This window comes from Klebsiella michiganensis (genome assembly GCA_000963575.1).
GTDB lineage: Bacteria > Pseudomonadota > Gammaproteobacteria > Enterobacterales > Enterobacteriaceae > Cedecea > Cedecea michiganensis_A.
In genome coordinates this window covers 1,475,660-1,491,383 of the sequence record CP011077.1, presented here as the reverse complement: position 1 = coordinate 1,491,383, position 15,724 = coordinate 1,475,660, and the positions used below count along the sequence as shown (strand labels likewise).

Below are 15,724 nucleotides of genomic sequence, written 5' to 3'. Positions count from 1 at the left end.
ATAAAATGCCAGCCCATAAGGCTGGCATTTTTATGACCAACCGCCGGGATTACTCACGGGCTAATGCATCGATAGGGTTTAGTCGCGCCGCGTTTCTGGCCGGCAACCAGCCAAAGAGCACGCCCGTTGCCGTTGAACAACCAAACGCGGTCAGCAGCGCCACCGGCGAGAAACCAATCTGCCAGCCCGGCAACACTAGCTGAAGCGTGAAGGCGATAACCAGCGACAGCGATATCCCCAGCGCGCCGCCGACGAGGCAAACCAGCACCGCCTCAATTAAAAACTGCTGCAGCACATCGCTGGCCCGGGCGCCCACCGCCATGCGGATACCGATCTCTTTCGTGCGTTCAGTGACCGACACCAGCATGATATTCATCACCCCAATGCCTCCGACCAGCAACGAAATAACCGCCACCAGCGTCAGGAACATCTGAAGAGTACGTGTGGTCTTTTCCGCCGTTTTCAACAGCCCGTCCATGTTATAGGTGAAAAAGTCTTTCTTGCCGTGGCGCAGCGACAGCAGGCGATTAAGCTGCTGCTCCGCTTCGTGGCTGTCGTAGCCCTCTTTAACACGGACAGTTATCGAGTTGAGCCAGCTTTGCCCCATCACTCGCCCGGCCATCGTGTTATAGGGCAGCCAGACACGCAGCACTTTGCTGCTGCCAAACATCGACTGCTTCTCTTCCGCCACGCCAATCACCGTCGCCGGCATATTGCCGACCAGCAGGATTTCACCGACAACGTCACTTTTGTTCGGGAATAACTGCCTTTTACTGTTCGCATCCAGCACCACAACCTGCGCGCGGCCATTCATTTGCTCGTCGTTAAAGCTCGCGCCCTGGCTCATAGTCATACCGTACACATCAAAATAGTCGCCGCTCACGCCATTGACGCTGGCCGCCGCATCCACGTTTCCGTAACGCAGACGCAAATTACTGGAAATAGAAGGCGTGGCCGAACTCACCCACGGCTGCTGGCCAATAGCCAACAAATCATCGTATTTCAATGCCTGCTGGAACTGCGGATTATCATCGCCAAAATCTTTACCGGGATAAACGTCAATCGTATTGGTGCCGATAGAGCGAATATCTTCCAGCACCATCTGCTTGGCGGCATCACCCACCACGACAATGGAAACCACCGAGGCAATACCAATAATGATGCCAAGCATAGTCAGCAGCGTGCGCATCTTGTTCGCGGCCATTGCCAGCCAGGCCATACCCAGAGCCTCGCGGAAGCTGCTGATGAGTTGCTGGATTGACGAGCCGCTCCCCAGAGCCTGATTTTCAACCGTGCGCGCTGCAGGCTGATGCACCGGCGGAGGGTTGCTGATAATTTCCCCGTCGCGAATTTCGATAATACGCTGAGCTTGCGCCGCCACGGCAGGATCGTGAGTCACGATAATCACCGTATGCCCGCGCTCACGGAGCTGCTTCAGCGTGGCCATCACATCTTCGCCGGAGTGGCTGTCCAGCGCGCCCGTGGGTTCATCCGCCAGAATCACCTGGCCGCCGTTCATCAGCGCCCGGGCGATACTGACGCGCTGCTGCTGCCCACCCGAAAGCTGTGAAGGAAGATATTCCACCCGCTCCTTCAGCCCAAGGCGCCCCAGCAATTCATGCGCGCGCTGCTGCCGCTGGGCTCTCGTTGTCCCGGCATAGACCGCCGGGACTTCAACATTTTGCGAAGCATTCAGGTGAGAAAGCAGGTGATAACGCTGGAAGATAAAGCCGAAGTGCTCGCGGCGCAGCGTCGCCAGCGCATCGCTATCCAGCCCCGACACATCCACACCCGCCACTTTGTAGCTCCCGCTGCTGGGTTTATCCAGGCAACCGAGGATGTTCATTAGCGTCGATTTACCGGAACCTGACGCGCCTACAATCGCCACCATCTCCCCGGCTTCAATCGTCAGGCTGATGCCCTTCAGCACTTCAACCTGCTCTTCACCGGAGGGATAGCTGCGGCGAATGTCCTTTAGTTCAAGCAGCGCCGTCATTTACCGCCCCCGGCATTGGCGCGACCAGTCACCACCTCTTCGCCTTCTTCCAGCCCGTTAACGACCTGAACCTGCGTGTCGTTACGCATGCCGATAGTGATTTCTCGAGGTTTCTCTTCCCCGTTGCGCAGCACCGTGATGTTATAGCGATTATCTCCAATTGGTTCGCCCAGCGCGGCCAGAGGAATAGTCAGCACATCTTTTACGCCCCCCAGTTGAATATGCACCTGCGCGGTCATATCGAGGCGCAGAATGCCTTTCGGGTTAGGCACCTCAAAGCGCGCATTATAGAAAATGGCCTCGTTGACTTTATCTGGCGTCGGCAGGATATCTTTCAGCACGCCTTCATAGCGCGTCATCGGGTCGCCAAGTACCGTAAACCAGGCTTTCTGGCCCGGCTTGAGGTGTATAACATCAGCTTCAGAGACCTGGGCTTTCACCAGCATGGTGCTTAAATCCGCCAGCGTCAGGATATTCGGCGCCTGCTGCGCGGCAATCACAGTTTGGCCTTGCAGGGTCGTAATTTGCGTCACTTCCCCCGCCATTGGCGCAACAATCCGGGTAAATTCAAGGTTAGTCTTAGCGGTACTTAAAGAGGCCTGATTACGCTTAATCTGCGCGTCAATGGTGCCAATTTGTGCCTGTTTAACCGCCAGATCGGTTGCCGCTTTATCAAGATCCTGGCGGGACACCGCCTGGGTTTTCGCCAGCGCCTGTTGGCGGGACAGCGTCACCGCGGCAAGCTTACTTTCGGCTTCGGACTGCATGCGCTGTGCACGCAGCTCCATCAGCGTGGCTTCAACCTCTTTGACCTGGTTCTCCGCCTGTTCGGGATCGATAACCCCCAGAAGCTGATCTTTTTTCACCTTATCGCCAATGCTAACCGACAGCGTTTTTAACTGCCCGCTCACCTGCGCCCCGACGTCAACTTTGCGCACGGCATCGAGCTTTCCTGTTGCCAGGACGCTTTGCTGAAGCGAAGCCTTACGCACAATCATCGTCTGGTATTGTGGGGTTGGTGCATGCAAAAATTGCCAAAGCCAGAGGAAAAATATCACCACTAACAGCGCGTAAAGCCAATAACGTTTTTTAAATTTTCCCTTAACTTTCATATAAATCCTGAAATAGCTAACGCATGATTAAACGGTTCATAAACAAACTTCACAATGTGAAGATATGTAACAGTTATTGAATGTCGGTTGACATCCGGCATGTTGAAATATTGGCATCTTTCTCGAATTCAGGTTTTTATCATGTCTCAGATCGCTGCCGCGCAAGCTACCGAAACCCTGCCTCAAACAGGCTGGAAACTCTTCCTTTCATTAGCAACGGGTGAGTGGCAGCCGGGAGCATCCTGGGGTAAAAAGGCTTATCGCCGCAAGTTTATTTTACGCTCACTAGCGATGCCTGTGTATACCGCCAGCCTGATGAAAAGCCTGGCAAGCCAGCCTCATCTCGCCAACATGCTGAACGCTCAGCCAGGGCTGCCGTGCCGTCTGCATCGCCCTTACCTTGCGCTGCCGCTGAAACGTAAGCATACGCGGGATACTATCGCTTACCACTACCAGAAAATTGCCGAGAAAATGCCGAAAAAGCTGCTTAACGGGCATTTTTCCACCGAAGGTTATCGTCTGGCCACGCTAGTGGGTAAAAACAACGAGCTGATGTTTATCGACCTCACCTCACACGATATTGAAGGTAAAGAAGGCGAAGCATTCCTGAACTTCTGCAATGAAGAAGGCGTTCCGCTGGCGCGTATGACCTTCACTCTCAACCAATTCGAAGGCAAAAACACCTTCTTTATCGGTTGCCTGCAGGGGGCAAAAACCTGGGTGCCTCACGAAGCTATTCAGGCAGCCACTAAAGCCTGCCACGGATTGTTCCCTAAACGTATACTGCTTGAAGTTGCGTGTGAACTGGCGAAACTTCTCGACGCCGAGCGCATTCTGGCCGTAGGCAACAGCACTCATATTTATCGCTCATGGCGCTATGAGAAAAAGAAAAAAGACAGCCTGCACGCGGACTATGACAGTTTTTGGCAGTCCATGAGCGGCGAACCGCGCGCAGATGGCCTGTATGCCTTGCCGTCCAGCGTTGAGCGCAAGCCACTGGAAGATATTGCCAGTAAAAAACGTGCAGAATACCGCCGCCGCTATGAGCTGCTCGACGGTATGATGAGCAACATCAACAGCCATTTCTAAAGTGACATTGCCAGCCGGGCGCTAATCCGCCCGGCCACGAGCCAGCCAGAGCACCCTGGAAAACATTTTCCGCAGCAAAGGCGGTACCGCATCCACGCCCCGTCGCCCGGCCTCCAGCGCCACTTCGATAGCTAAATCCGGCTTTGATGAACGATGAATGGCCTTCGTAATAATTCGGCGCAAATTCATCGGCACATTTTCAGGCAGTTGAGCCACGCGATGAAACACATCCGAAAACCCCTGCCGATACATAAAATGTTCCATATCCAGCGCCGGCAATGCCGTCAGGTGATCGCGTTCCTGATCGCGGTCGTTGTCCAGCAAGCCGCGCACGGTAGCCGCATATTTTTTACCGGCATCATCACCGTCCACCAGCACATGCCATTCAATACCCATCCGGCGAGCAAACTTAATCAACGGGCGCAGTCCGGATTGCGCAAACTCAATGACCTTCACGCCTTCGGCATCAAAATGGTGCCCACACTGCCGCGCCAGTTCGTTCATCACCCACACTTCGGTCTCGCCTTCCACCAGCAGCCAGCAGCGGGCAAAGAGTGAGGACGCGCGGTTAAAACGAATATGGAAAGCAATTCTCCGGCTATCTTCCGCGTTCATGCCGCCCGGCCCTAACCGCCACGCGGCCACGCGAGAGGATTCACGCACCAGCCGACAAACCTGTTCCACCGGCGTCAGCGAGAGCAACTCTCCAGAATTTGTCGTGGTAATTTTTTGCAGCGGCAGCAAATTCAGCAGATGCCAGGCAACAGAAAGCATAATCGGGTGCAGCCGGGTTTCAGGATCCTCCACCAGCAGCAGCGGACGCGCGTCCCTATCGAGCGCAATACTGCCCTTCGCCTGCAGCAACGTGGAAAACATGCCCAGCAGGATCATGCGATGCGAACGGCTGCCCGGTTTGTCTATCATACGGTTGATCACATCCAGATAGCGCCAGCTGCGCTGCTCATCATGAGAGCGCCGCCGCATCAGGCGCTGATGGGCTATCGCGCCCTGTTCAGAGAAATAGTGTTCAAGCAGTTGCACCATGGCCGACAGCCCCTGGCGCAGCTGCGCATCGGTGAGATTTTGCGGCCTTGATACCAGCTCTCTTGCCAGAAAATCCAGCTGGCGGGCGGTCAGCTCCGTTTCCGGCATTTCTGGCATGCTGCCGTTGCGCAGTCGCCGCATAAATCGGGCATCTCTCAGGCGCAGCACAGGGTTCAGGCGCGTAATGTTCATCGCCATTTCGTCGATGGCGTCCAGCGTCAGCGGCTGGCCGTGGGCATTGAGAAAACTTCGCAGCGTTAAAACCGTCCCTTCATCCCCAAGCTCCCCTTCCAGACGGTAATAAATGCGATGAAAGCCGTCGTTCCCCGCCACCCAGACCGGGGAGAGATTACGATAACGCCGCCCTAAATGGTGCCCGGATGCCGCCTCGCGGAAGGTCAGGATGATTTGCAGATGGCTTTCGCGCCCGTGAAGCTCGCCGGGAGGGAAATAGAAATCCTCACGAACAAAATGGTAGAGCTCCCGGTGCGGTGAAAGCAGCAAGGTCAGCACATCTAACAGGCTGGATTTACCCCAGGCATTTTCGCCAATCAGGACATTGTTTTGCTCAAGCATCAACGACAAACGGTTAATACCGCGAAAACCAACCACCTCAACCCGCTCGAGAAACATACCGCCTCCTGTGCATCCACTTTTATCCATCGCTCTTTTCGAGTATAGCGGCAAGCGAGAGGGCAATGTAACCACACAATGTCAAAGCGTTACGCGATAAAAACATACCGCACTTACCATAATCAATTCGCGCTGAGGCGTAGTTTTTTATTATCCAGAATATTCTTACTTCATTCAAAGATAACCTATACTTCTGACACCTATCCTCATAAAAGGAATAACACCTCATTGCCCTAAATCAAAAAACAGGAATTTATTGTGCTGGTGGCGAATTGACGAAATACCTAATATTAACGCGCATTTAATATTACTTTCGTCATTCACTTAATGACGGTGAATTAGCGACAATCAGGGGCGTGTGATTTAGCGCGTGAACCGTGAATTGTTTCTGGCTTTTAGCAGAGGTGGTTATGTTTAGAAAATTAGCAGCCGAGTTCTTCGGGACGTTCTGGCTGGTATTTGGTGGTTGTGGTAGCGCAGTATTAGCGGCAGCATTCCCGGAATTAGGTATTGGTTTTGTGGGCGTCGCGCTGGCATTTGGTTTAACCGTACTGACCATGGCCTTTGCCGTCGGCCATATCTCCGGCGGCCACTTTAACCCAGCCGTTACTCTTGGCCTGTGGGCCGGCGGCCGCTTCCCGGCTAAAGAAGTGATTGGCTACATTATTGCCCAGGTGATTGGCGGGATTGTGGCAGCTGCTATTCTTTATTTAATCGCGAGCGGTAAAGCAGGCTTTGACGCGGCAGCCAGCGGTTTTGCTTCTAACGGCTATGGCGAACATTCCCCGGGTGGATATTCCATGCTGTCCGCCATTGTGATTGAAATCGTATTAACCTGTGGCTTCCTGATTGTTATTCATGGTGCAACGGATAAATTTGCTGCACCGGGTTTTGCTCCAATAGCCATTGGCCTGGCATTAACCTTAATCCACTTAATTAGTATTCCGGTTACCAACACCTCCGTAAACCCTGCACGCAGCACCGCTGTGGCTATTTTCCAGGGTGGCTGGGCGCTGGATCAGCTGTGGCTTTTCTGGGTTATGCCTATTATTGGCGGGATTCTGGGCGGTATTATTTACCGTACTCTGCTGGAAAAACGTAGCTAAAGCTTTATGAAGGCTCACCGCGGTGAGCCTTCTCTCTATTTTTCCCCTCGCCAACCTTTTTCTTCGCCCCTACTCGACTCAATTCCTTTCTTTCGGTAGTGTGACATCCGTCGTAACATTTTAACTACAAGGATAGTCATTCCCATGCTGTCAGGATTACTTATTATCCTGGTGCCGTTGCTCGTCGGTTACCTAATCCCACTGAAACAAACCCACTTACTCAGGCTGATTCACCGCCTGCTGGGCTGGATTGTTTACGTGATCCTATTCCTGATGGGCATTAGCCTGGCATTTCTCGATAATCTCGCCAGCAACTTGCTGACTATTCTGCATTACTCGGTGATAAGCGTAGCGGTGATTCTGCTGTGCAATATCGCCGGCCTCTTGCTGCTGGAACGTTCTCTCCCCTGGCGGCACCAGCATAAACAGGAAAAACTGCCTTCACGCCTGGCAATGGCGCTGGAGTCATTGCAGCTCTGCGGCGTGGTGGCCCTCGGCTTCCTGCTGGGGCTGACCGGGTTCGAAGTGCTGAAACATGCCACTGAGGCAAGCGAATACACGCTTATCTTCCTGCTGCTGCTGGTCGGTATTCAGTTGCGTAACAGCGGCATGACCATCAAGCAAATCGTCCTCAACCGTCGCGGTATGATAGTCGCCGTCGTGGTTGTCCTGAGTTCAATGGTCGCCGGGGTGATTAACGCCCTGCTGCTTGGCCTGCCGATTAAAACGGGCCTCGCTATGGCCTCCGGGTTCGGCTGGTACTCGCTGTCCGGGATCCTGATGACCGAGTCTTACGGGCCGGTGATTGGCAGTGCCACCTTCTTTAACGATCTGGTGCGCGAACTGCTGGCTATTATGCTGATCCCTGCCCTTGTTCGCCGCAGCCGCTCCACGGCGCTGGGCCTTTGCGGTGCCACCTCAATGGACTTTACCCTGCCGGTACTGCAGCGCAGCGGCGGCGTAGAAATAGTGCCTGCCGCCATCGTACACGGGTTTATTCTTAGCCTGCTGACGCCGCTGCTGATCGCCTTTTTCGCCGCCTGATACCTCTCTGGCGGTAGCCTGCTGCCGCCAAAGTTGAGCTATATCAATCTCCCTTTAAGTTGCACCAAAAAGTCCTTTTAACCCGTCAAACCACGGCCTAACCTTAAACATGCATTTAAAATATAACTTTAAGGTGACATCATGTTTTGTGTGCAATGTGAACAGACCATTCGTACCCCAGCCGGCGACGGCTGCGCCTATGCCCAGGGCGTATGCGGTAAAACGGCCCAGACTTCCGACCTACAGGATCTGCTGATCGCGACATTGCAGGGACTTTCAGCCTGGGCGGTAGCGGCTCGCGAACGCGGTATTATCGACCACGAGATTGATAACTTTGCTCCCCGGGCCTTCTTCTCCACGCTGACCAACGTGAACTTCGACTCCGCCCGCATCGTAGGCTATGCCCGCGATGCCATTGCCATGCGCGAAGATCTGAAAACCCGCACGCTGGCTATCGATCCTGCAGCAACCGTAACCCACCCCATGGCAGAGCTTCAGCTGGTCAGCAGCGATCTCGGCGAACTCCAGCGCCAGGCCGCAGAATTCACCCCTAACCGCGACAAAGTCGACATCGGTGAAGACATTCTTGGCCTGCGCCTGCTGTGCCTGTACGGCATGAAAGGCGCTGCCGCCTATATGGAACACGCGCATGTGCTGGGCCAGTACGACAACGATATCTACGCCCAGTACCACAAAATCATGGCGTGGCTCGGCACCTGGCCTGCAGATATGGGCGCTCTGCTGGACTGCTCAATGGAAATCGGCCAGATGAACTTCAAAGTGATGAGCATTCTGGATCTGGGGGAAACCGGCAAGTACGGCCACCCAACGCCAACCCAGGTTAACGTCCGCCCGGTGGCCGGGAAGTGCATCCTGATTTCCGGCCACGACCTGAAAGATCTCTACAACCTGCTCGAACAAACCGAAGGCACCGGCGTGAACGTCTACACCCACGGCGAAATGCTCCCGGCACACGGTTATCCAGAGCTGCGTAAATTCAAACACCTGGTCGGCAACTACGGCAGCGGCTGGCAGAACCAGCAAACCGAATTCGCGCGTTTCCCTGGCCCTATAGTGATGACCTCCAACTGCATCATCGACCCAACCGCGGGCGCGTACGATGATCGAATCTGGACCCGCAGCATTGTCGGCTGGCCGGGCGTCAGCCACCTGGAAGGGGACAACTTTGGCCCGGTAATCACCCAGGCGCAGCAAATGGCGGGCTTCCCGTACAGTGAAATCGAGCACCTGATCACGGTCGGCTTTGGCCGCCAGACCCTACTGGGCGCGGCTGACACGCTTATCGACCTGGTCAGCCGTGAAAAACTGCGTCATATCTTCCTGGTCGGCGGCTGCGACGGGGCCCGCGGGGAACGTAACTACTTCACTGACTTCGCTACCAGCGTGCCGCAGGACTGCCTGATTCTGACCCTGGCCTGCGGTAAATATCGCTTTAACAAACTGGACTTCGGCAACATTGAAGGTCTGCCGCGTCTGGTGGATGCCGGTCAGTGTAACGACGCCTACTCGGCGATTATTCTGGCAGTAACTCTTGCCGAGAAACTGGGCTGCGGCGTGAACGACCTGCCGCTGAGCCTGGTGCTCTCCTGGTTTGAGCAAAAAGCGATTGTGATTCTGCTGACGCTGCTGTCGCTCGGCGTTACCAACATCGTGACCGGTCCCACCGCACCGGGCTTCCTCACGCCAAATCTGCTGGCGGTGCTGAACGAGAAATTTGGCCTGCGCGCCATCACCACCGTTGAGCAAGACATCCAACAGTTAATGAGCGCGTAAGGAGCAACTATGACCATGCCAACGCCGCTGTGCCCATATCGCATGCAGGTGCATCATATTCATCGGGAAACGCCGGATGTCTGGACGCTGTCGCTGATCAACCACGACTTCTATCCCTACCAAGCCGGGCAATATGCGCTGGTGAGTATTCGCAACGGCAGCGAGACGCTGCGGGCCTACACTATCTCTTCCACGCCGGGCCTCAGTGAGTTTATTACGCTGACTGTGCGACGCATCGCCGGCGGCGCTGGCTCTGAGTGGCTGACCGGAGAAGTGAAAGTCGGTGACTACCTGTGGCTGTCTGAAGCCCAGGGAGAGTTTAGCTGCGAGAATCTGTCGTCAGAGAACTATCTGCTGATGGCGGCAGGCTGCGGCGTCACGCCGATTATGGCCATGCGTCGCTGGCTGGCAAAGCATCGCCCGCAGGCAGACGTGCAGGTCATCTACAACGTGCGCTCTCCGCAGGACGTGATTTTTGCTGACGAATGGCGACATTACCCGGTCACGCTGGTGGCAGAAAACAACGCCACCCACGGCTTTATTGCCGGGCGACTGAGCCGCGAAATCCTCGCCGCAGTGCCGGAAATCGCCAGCCGTACGGTTATGACCTGCGGGCCTGCGCCTTATATGACTCTGGTCGAGCAGGAAGTTAAAGCGCTTGGCGTGAAAGAGTTTTATCAGGAAGTGTTCTTTACGCCATCCGCTGCCCCCTCAACGGATGGCCTGAAGTTCACCACGCTCCAGCCGGTGCGCGAGTTTTATTCGCCGGTGGGCAGCACGCTGCTTGCCGCGCTCGAAAGTAACGGTGTGCCGGTGAATGCCGCCTGCCGCGCCGGGGTTTGCGGCTGCTGTAAAACTAAAGTGATCTCCGGGGACTATACCGTCTCGAGCACCATGACGCTGACGGAAAAGGAGATTGCCAGCGGCTACGTGCTGGCCTGCTCCTGCCATCCACAGAGCGACCTGGTACTCGCATAACCTTCAAAAGGCACCTCACGGTGCCTTTTCTTCTTTTACCGCCAGGCTGACCTGCCAAACGAGTAACGCCCTGCGCCGCAAAAGACTATCGCCAGCGCGCCGAGGAAAAAGTACATCAGGCTTTCAATGCCCCATGCCCCGGTTTTATCCAGCATAAAGGTTTCTCCCACGCCCACCAGCAGCCAGGCCACAATCATCGTGCACGCCAGCCCAAGCGCGGACAGCCGAGTCAGGATCCCCAAAATAATCAGCAGCGGCGCAACTACCTCGCCCAGCAGCACGCCGTAGGCGACAAACTCCGGGATACCATGCGCGGCCAGCATTCCTTTAATGCCGCCCACACCGCCAAACAGCTTATGCAGGCCGTGGAACAGCATCAGGCCGCCTACCGCCAGGCGCAGCAAAAGTTTTCCCAGATCGTCTTTATTTAGCGCACCATTCACTGCATTTAACAATTTAGTAACCATATGAATTGCCATCCCTTTAAAATGATAACGAGAATAATTTACGCTTAATATTCGGTAACAAATAGCCCTAATTTTAGGGAGGCCTTTACCTGCCCTTACGTGGAATTGAACTAAGCTTGTAAGCGCTATCACACTGGACAAGGAAAACCGATGAAACAATCCGTAGCGGCCTGGCTGGCCAAAACGCTTGAAAGCGCGGGCGTGAAACGTATTTGGGGCGTCACCGGCGATTCACTGAACGGCCTTAGCGACAGCCTCAACCGGATGGGCACCATCAAATGGATGCCAACCCGGCATGAGGAAGTTGCCGCTTTTGCTGCCGGGGCAGAAGCACACCTCACCGGAGAGCTTGCTGTCTGCGCCGGTTCATGCGGGCCAGGCAACCTGCACCTGATTAACGGCCTCTATGACTGCCATCGCAATCACGTCCCCGTTCTCGCCATTGCAGCCCACATTCCCTCAAGCGAAATCGGCAGCGGTTATTTTCAGGAAACACATCCCGAAGAGCTGTTCCGCGAATGCAGCCACTATTGTGAACTGGTTTCTAACCCGGAGCAGATCCCGCAGGTACTGGCGATAGCCATGCGTAAAGCCATCCTGAACCGGGGCGTTTCCGTGGTGGTGTTGCCCGGTGACGTGGCGCTAAAACCAGCGCCAGAGCATGCCACGACGCACTGGTATCCGGCCCCACAACCCATTGTGGTTCCTCCTCACGATGAGCTTAAAAAGCTCGCCCAGCTGCTGCGCTACAACGACAATATCGCCCTGATGTGCGGCAGCGGCTGCGCCGGTGCACATGCTGAGCTGGTGCAACTGGCGGCAACGCTGAAAGCGCCCATTGTTCACGCCCTGCGCGGCAAGGAGCACGTTGAGTACGACAATCCCTACGACGTTGGCATGACCGGGCTGATTGGTTTCTCATCCGGCTTCCACACGATGATGAACGCCGACACGCTGATCCTGCTCGGCACCCAGTTCCCTTATCGGGCGTTCTACCCCACGGATGCAAAAATAATCCAGATTGATATCAACCCTGGCAGCATCGGCGCACACAGCAAGGTCGACATGGCGCTGGTGGGTGATATCAAAGCCACGCTGTCTGCCCTGCTGCCCATGCTGGAAGAGAAAACCAATCGCAGCTTTCTCGATAAAGCGCTGGAGGATTATCGCAAGGCGCGGGAAGGGCTGGACGAGCTGGCGAAACCCACCGAAGGTAAGTCAATCCATCCACAGTATCTGGCGCAGCAAATCAGCCATTACGCTGCCGACGACGCCATTTTTACCTGCGACGTGGGCACTCCCACCGTCTGGGCCGCACGCTACCTGAAAATGAACGGCAAACGCCGCCTGCTGGGATCGTTTAACCACGGCTCAATGGCTAACGCTATGCCCCAGGCGCTGGGCGCCAAAGCCACCGCACCCGATCGCCAGGTGGTGGCAATGTGCGGCGACGGCGGATTTAGTATGCTGATGGGCGACTTCCTGTCCGTGGCGCAAATGAAATTGCCGATTAAGATCGTGGTGTTCAACAACAGCGTGCTCGGGTTTGTGGCGATGGAGATGAAAGCCGGGGGCTACCTCACCGACGGCACCGAACTGCACGACACCAACTTTGCCCGCATAGCCGAAGCCTGTGGCATTACCGGGATCCGCGTTGAAAAACCTGAAGAGCTGAACGCCGCGCTGGAACGGGCCTTCAGCACCGACGGCCCGGTGCTGGTCGATGTCGTCGTCGCCAAAGACGAGCTGGCTATCCCGCCACAGATCAAGCTGGAGCAGGCGAAGGGATTCAGCCTGTATATGCTGCGCGCCATCATCAGCGGGCGCGGAGATGAAGTGATCGAGCTGGCGAAAACCAACTGGTTCCGGTAAAAAAGAAGGTTGCCTCAGACGCCCGGATAACCGTCCGGGCGCAGCCTCTCGATAAAGGACCCGTCATGATCGATTTACGCAGCGATACCGTTACCCGCCCTTCCCGCGCCATGCTGGAGCAAATGATGGCCGCCCCGACCGGGGATGATGTTTACGGCGACGATCCGACCGTCAACGAGCTTCAGGCATACGCGGCAAAAATCAGCGGTAAAGAAGCTGCCCTGTTTTTACCCACCGGCACTCAGGCCAACCTCGTGGCTTTGCTAAGCCATTGCGAACGTGGCGAAGAGTATATCGTTGGCCAGGCCGCGCATAACTACCTCTACGAAGCCGGCGGCGCAGCGGTCCTGGGCAGCATTCAGCCTCAGCCCATTGAAGCGGATCGCGACGGCACGCTGCCGCTGGATAAAGTGGCGGCAAAAATTAAACCGGACGACATTCACTTCGCCCGCACCAAACTGCTGAGCCTGGAAAACACCCATAATGGCAAAGTGCTGCCGCGCGAATACCTCGCGCAGGCCTGGGAATTCAGCCGCAAGCATAACCTGGCGCTGCACGTTGACGGCGCGCGTATCTTTAACGCCGTGGTGTCCTACGGCTGTCAGCTGGAAGAGATTACCCGCTACTGCGACAGCTTCACTATTTGCCTGTCAAAAGGCCTGGGCACGCCGGTAGGCTCCCTGCTGGTCGGCAGCCAGGACTACATCAAGCGAGCAATACGTTGGCGCAAAATGACGGGCGGCGGTATGCGCCAGGCCGGCATTCTGGCGGCGGCTGGCCTGTATGCGCTGAAAAATAACGTTGAGCGTCTGAAAGAAGACCACGACAACGCCCACTGGCTGGCCGGTGAGCTGCGCGAAATCGGCGTCGATGTGATGCGCCAGGATACCAATATGGTATTTGTACGCATGACGGCGGAAGAAGCGGAAGATTTAGGGCCATATATGCGCGAGCGCGGCATAATCATCAGTGCAGGCCCGGCCACGCGTCTGGTTACCCATCTGGACGTCACCCGCAGCCAGTTGGCTGAAGTCGTCGCCCACTGGCGCAGCTTCCTGCAAAACTAACGGGGATCAGGGACGATGGCAGAACCTCAAAGGATAGTGGTCCTCGGCGCCAGCGGCTACATTGGCCAGCACCTGGTGCCGTTACTCGTGGCGGCGGGGCATCACGTCACCGCCGCTGCCCGCCGCATAGACTGGCTGAAGAAACAACCCTGGCAGGGCGTGGAATGCAGGCACGTAGATTTACACTGGCCGCATCGCCTGGGCGCCCTGCTCGAAGGTGTAGACACCGTTTATTACCTGATCCACAGCATGGGCGACGGGGATGATTTTCTTGAGTTCGAACGCCAGGCGGCGCTGAATATGCGCGACGCGCTGACCGAGCATCCGGTCAAGCAGGTCATTTTCCTCAGCTCATTACAGGCCAAAAGCGGGTCAACCCACTCGAAGCACCTTAAGGCACGGCAGATCACCGCGGATATCTTGCGTGATTCCGGCGTGCCGGTCACCGAACTGCGGGCAGGAATTATCGTTGGCGCAGGCTCAGCGGCCTTCGAAGTCATGCGGGATATGGTTTACAACCTGCCGGTGCTGACGCCACCGCACTGGGTACGCTCCCGGACTTCACCGATTGCTTTGGATAATCTGCTGCATTATCTCGTCGCACTGCTGGATCATCCGGCAACCGGGCATCGCCTGTTTGAAGCCGCCGGGCCGGAAGTCCTGAGCTATCAGCAACAGTTTGAGCGCTTTATGGCTATCAGCGGCCGCCGTCGCCCGCTGATCCCCATTCCACTCCCCACCAGCTGGATTTCTGTATGGTTTCTGAACGTCATCACCTCGGTGCCACCCGGCATTGCTAAAGCCCTGATTCAGGGGCTTGAACACGATTTGCTGGCGGACGATCGTAGTCTGCGGGAGTGCATCCCGCAGCAGCTCATCACTTTTGACGACGCCGTGCGCCTGACGCTGGCGAACGAACACAGGCTCGTCAACTCCCAGGACTGGGGCTACGACGCCCAGGCTTTTGCCCGCTGGCGACCCGACTACGGTTTTTTTGCTAAACAGGCGGGCTGCACGCTGACCACCCGGGCCTCTCTCTCTTCGCTCTGGCGGGTCATTAACCAGCTTGGCGGCAAAGATGGCTACTTTTTTGGCAACGCACTGTGGAAAACCCGCGCGCTGATGGATCGATTGATGGGGCATCAGCTGGCCAAAGGCCGGCCTGACAAAGCCCTGCTCGACGTGGGCGACCCCGTGGATAGCTGGAAAGTAATTATCGCCGAGCCGGAAAAAGAACTGACGCTGCTGTTCGGCATGAAGGCCCCGGGTCTCGGGCGACTCTCGTTCACCTTACAGGATGACGGCAACCAGCGTCGGCTGGACGTCAGAGCCTGGTGGCACCCTCACGGCTGCGCCGGTTTGCTCTACTGGCTGGCGATGATCCCCGCCCATTTATTTATCTTTAAGGGAATGGCGCGGCGAATTGTTCATTTAGCGGAACAAAACTCGATCAAAAAGAGAAGTTAGCTCCTAATCTTTCAGTATTCCCATTGCATGCGCTGCCGTTTCACGGAAAAATGCG

Annotated in this window: 12 protein-coding genes; 8 read left to right on the top strand and 4 right to left on the bottom strand. The window is 56.0% G+C overall.

All coding sequences use genetic code 11. The features are described 5' to 3' along the window. Window positions 1-49 precede the first annotated feature (49 nt). Complete coding sequence (locus tag VW41_07080) at window positions 50-1,996, bottom strand: macrolide transporter (GenBank protein ID AJZ88812.1); 1,947 nt, start codon at window positions 1,994-1,996, stop codon at window positions 50-52. Then, entirely contained in the window at window positions 1,993-3,108 is a 1,116-nt protein-coding gene (locus VW41_07075; protein ID AJZ88811.1) for a macrolide transporter, read from the bottom strand. Before VW41_07075 ends, VW41_07080 begins: the two co-directional genes overlap by 4 nt. 141 nt (window positions 3,109-3,249) lie before the next feature. Between VW41_07075 and VW41_07070 the strand changes: the two genes are divergently transcribed. After that, window positions 3,250-4,197, top strand: coding sequence for a hypothetical protein (locus VW41_07070; protein AJZ88810.1), 948 nt, complete (start codon window positions 3,250-3,252; stop codon window positions 4,195-4,197). 21 nt (window positions 4,198-4,218) lie between these two features. Here VW41_07070 and VW41_07065 read toward each other — a convergent pair whose 3' ends face one another. Then, entirely contained in the window at window positions 4,219-5,874 is a 1,656-nt protein-coding gene (locus VW41_07065) for a hypothetical protein (protein ID AJZ88809.1), read from the bottom strand. 410 nt (window positions 5,875-6,284) lie between these two features. Between VW41_07065 and VW41_07060 the strand changes: the two genes are divergently transcribed. The 4 genes from VW41_07060 to VW41_07045 all read left to right on the top strand — a co-directional run bounded on the left by VW41_07060 (window position 6,285) and on the right by VW41_07045 (window position 10,796). Beyond that, window positions 6,285-6,980, top strand: a complete 696-nt coding sequence (locus VW41_07060) for a porin (GenBank protein AJZ88808.1) — start codon at window positions 6,285-6,287, stop codon at window positions 6,978-6,980. 144 nt (window positions 6,981-7,124) lie between these two features. Continuing rightward, on the top strand, window positions 7,125-8,024 hold the full coding sequence (locus VW41_07055) for a membrane protein (GenBank protein ID AJZ88807.1): 900 nt from the start codon (window positions 7,125-7,127) through the stop codon (window positions 8,022-8,024). Window positions 8,025-8,165: 141 nt separating this feature from the next. Further along, window positions 8,166-9,818, top strand: coding sequence for a hydroxylamine reductase (locus tag VW41_07050; GenBank protein ID AJZ88806.1), 1,653 nt, complete (start codon window positions 8,166-8,168; stop codon window positions 9,816-9,818). Window positions 9,819-9,827: 9 nt separating this feature from the next. Further along, window positions 9,828-10,796: an HCP oxidoreductase gene (locus tag VW41_07045; protein ID AJZ88805.1), complete on the top strand. Its 969-nt coding sequence runs from the start codon at window positions 9,828-9,830 to the stop codon at window positions 10,794-10,796. Window positions 10,797-10,831: 35 nt separating this feature from the next. Here the strand turns inward: VW41_07045 and VW41_07040 are convergent, their stop codons facing one another. Beyond that, entirely contained in the window at window positions 10,832-11,263 is a 432-nt protein-coding gene (locus tag VW41_07040) for a GntR family transcriptional regulator (protein AJZ88804.1), read from the bottom strand. Window positions 11,264-11,413: 150 nt separating this feature from the next. Between VW41_07040 and VW41_07035 the strand changes: the two genes are divergently transcribed. From VW41_07035 to VW41_07025, 3 genes are all read left to right on the top strand, one after another. Beyond that, window positions 11,414-13,135: a pyruvate dehydrogenase gene (locus VW41_07035; protein AJZ88803.1), complete on the top strand. Its 1,722-nt coding sequence runs from the start codon at window positions 11,414-11,416 to the stop codon at window positions 13,133-13,135. Window positions 13,136-13,200: 65 nt separating this feature from the next. Then, window positions 13,201-14,202, top strand: coding sequence for a threonine aldolase (locus VW41_07030; protein ID AJZ88802.1), 1,002 nt, complete (start codon window positions 13,201-13,203; stop codon window positions 14,200-14,202). 15 nt (window positions 14,203-14,217) lie between these two features. After that, window positions 14,218-15,669 carry a hypothetical protein gene (locus VW41_07025; GenBank protein ID AJZ88801.1) on the top strand — a complete coding sequence of 484 codons (1,452 nt, stop codon included), beginning with the start codon at window positions 14,218-14,220 and terminating at the stop codon, window positions 15,667-15,669. The last annotated feature ends 55 nt before the right edge of the window (window positions 15,670-15,724 follow it).

Excerpts from the sequence above, each read along its gene's own strand:
- VW41_07040 (AJZ88804.1), bottom strand. The coding sequence starts at position 11,263 with ATGGTTACTAAATTGTTAAATGCAGTGAATGGTGCGCTAAATAAAGAC.
- VW41_07035 (AJZ88803.1), top strand. The coding sequence starts at position 11,414 with ATGAAACAATCCGTAGCGGCCTGGCTGGCCAAAACGCTTGAAAGCGCG.
- VW41_07070 (AJZ88810.1), top strand. The coding sequence starts at position 3,250 with ATGTCTCAGATCGCTGCCGCGCAAGCTACCGAAACCCTGCCTCAAACA.
- VW41_07050 (AJZ88806.1), top strand. The coding sequence starts at position 8,166 with ATGTTTTGTGTGCAATGTGAACAGACCATTCGTACCCCAGCCGGCGAC.
- VW41_07060 (AJZ88808.1), top strand. The coding sequence starts at position 6,285 with ATGTTTAGAAAATTAGCAGCCGAGTTCTTCGGGACGTTCTGGCTGGTA.
- VW41_07065 (AJZ88809.1), bottom strand. The coding sequence starts at position 5,874 with ATGTTTCTCGAGCGGGTTGAGGTGGTTGGTTTTCGCGGTATTAACCGT.
- VW41_07030 (AJZ88802.1), top strand. The coding sequence starts at position 13,201 with ATGATCGATTTACGCAGCGATACCGTTACCCGCCCTTCCCGCGCCATG.
- VW41_07080 (AJZ88812.1), bottom strand. The coding sequence starts at position 1,996 with ATGACGGCGCTGCTTGAACTAAAGGACATTCGCCGCAGCTATCCCTCC.
- VW41_07075 (AJZ88811.1), bottom strand. The coding sequence starts at position 3,108 with ATGAAAGTTAAGGGAAAATTTAAAAAACGTTATTGGCTTTACGCGCTG.
- VW41_07055 (AJZ88807.1), top strand. The coding sequence starts at position 7,125 with ATGCTGTCAGGATTACTTATTATCCTGGTGCCGTTGCTCGTCGGTTAC.
- VW41_07045 (AJZ88805.1), top strand. The coding sequence starts at position 9,828 with ATGACCATGCCAACGCCGCTGTGCCCATATCGCATGCAGGTGCATCAT.
- VW41_07025 (AJZ88801.1), top strand. The coding sequence starts at position 14,218 with ATGGCAGAACCTCAAAGGATAGTGGTCCTCGGCGCCAGCGGCTACATT.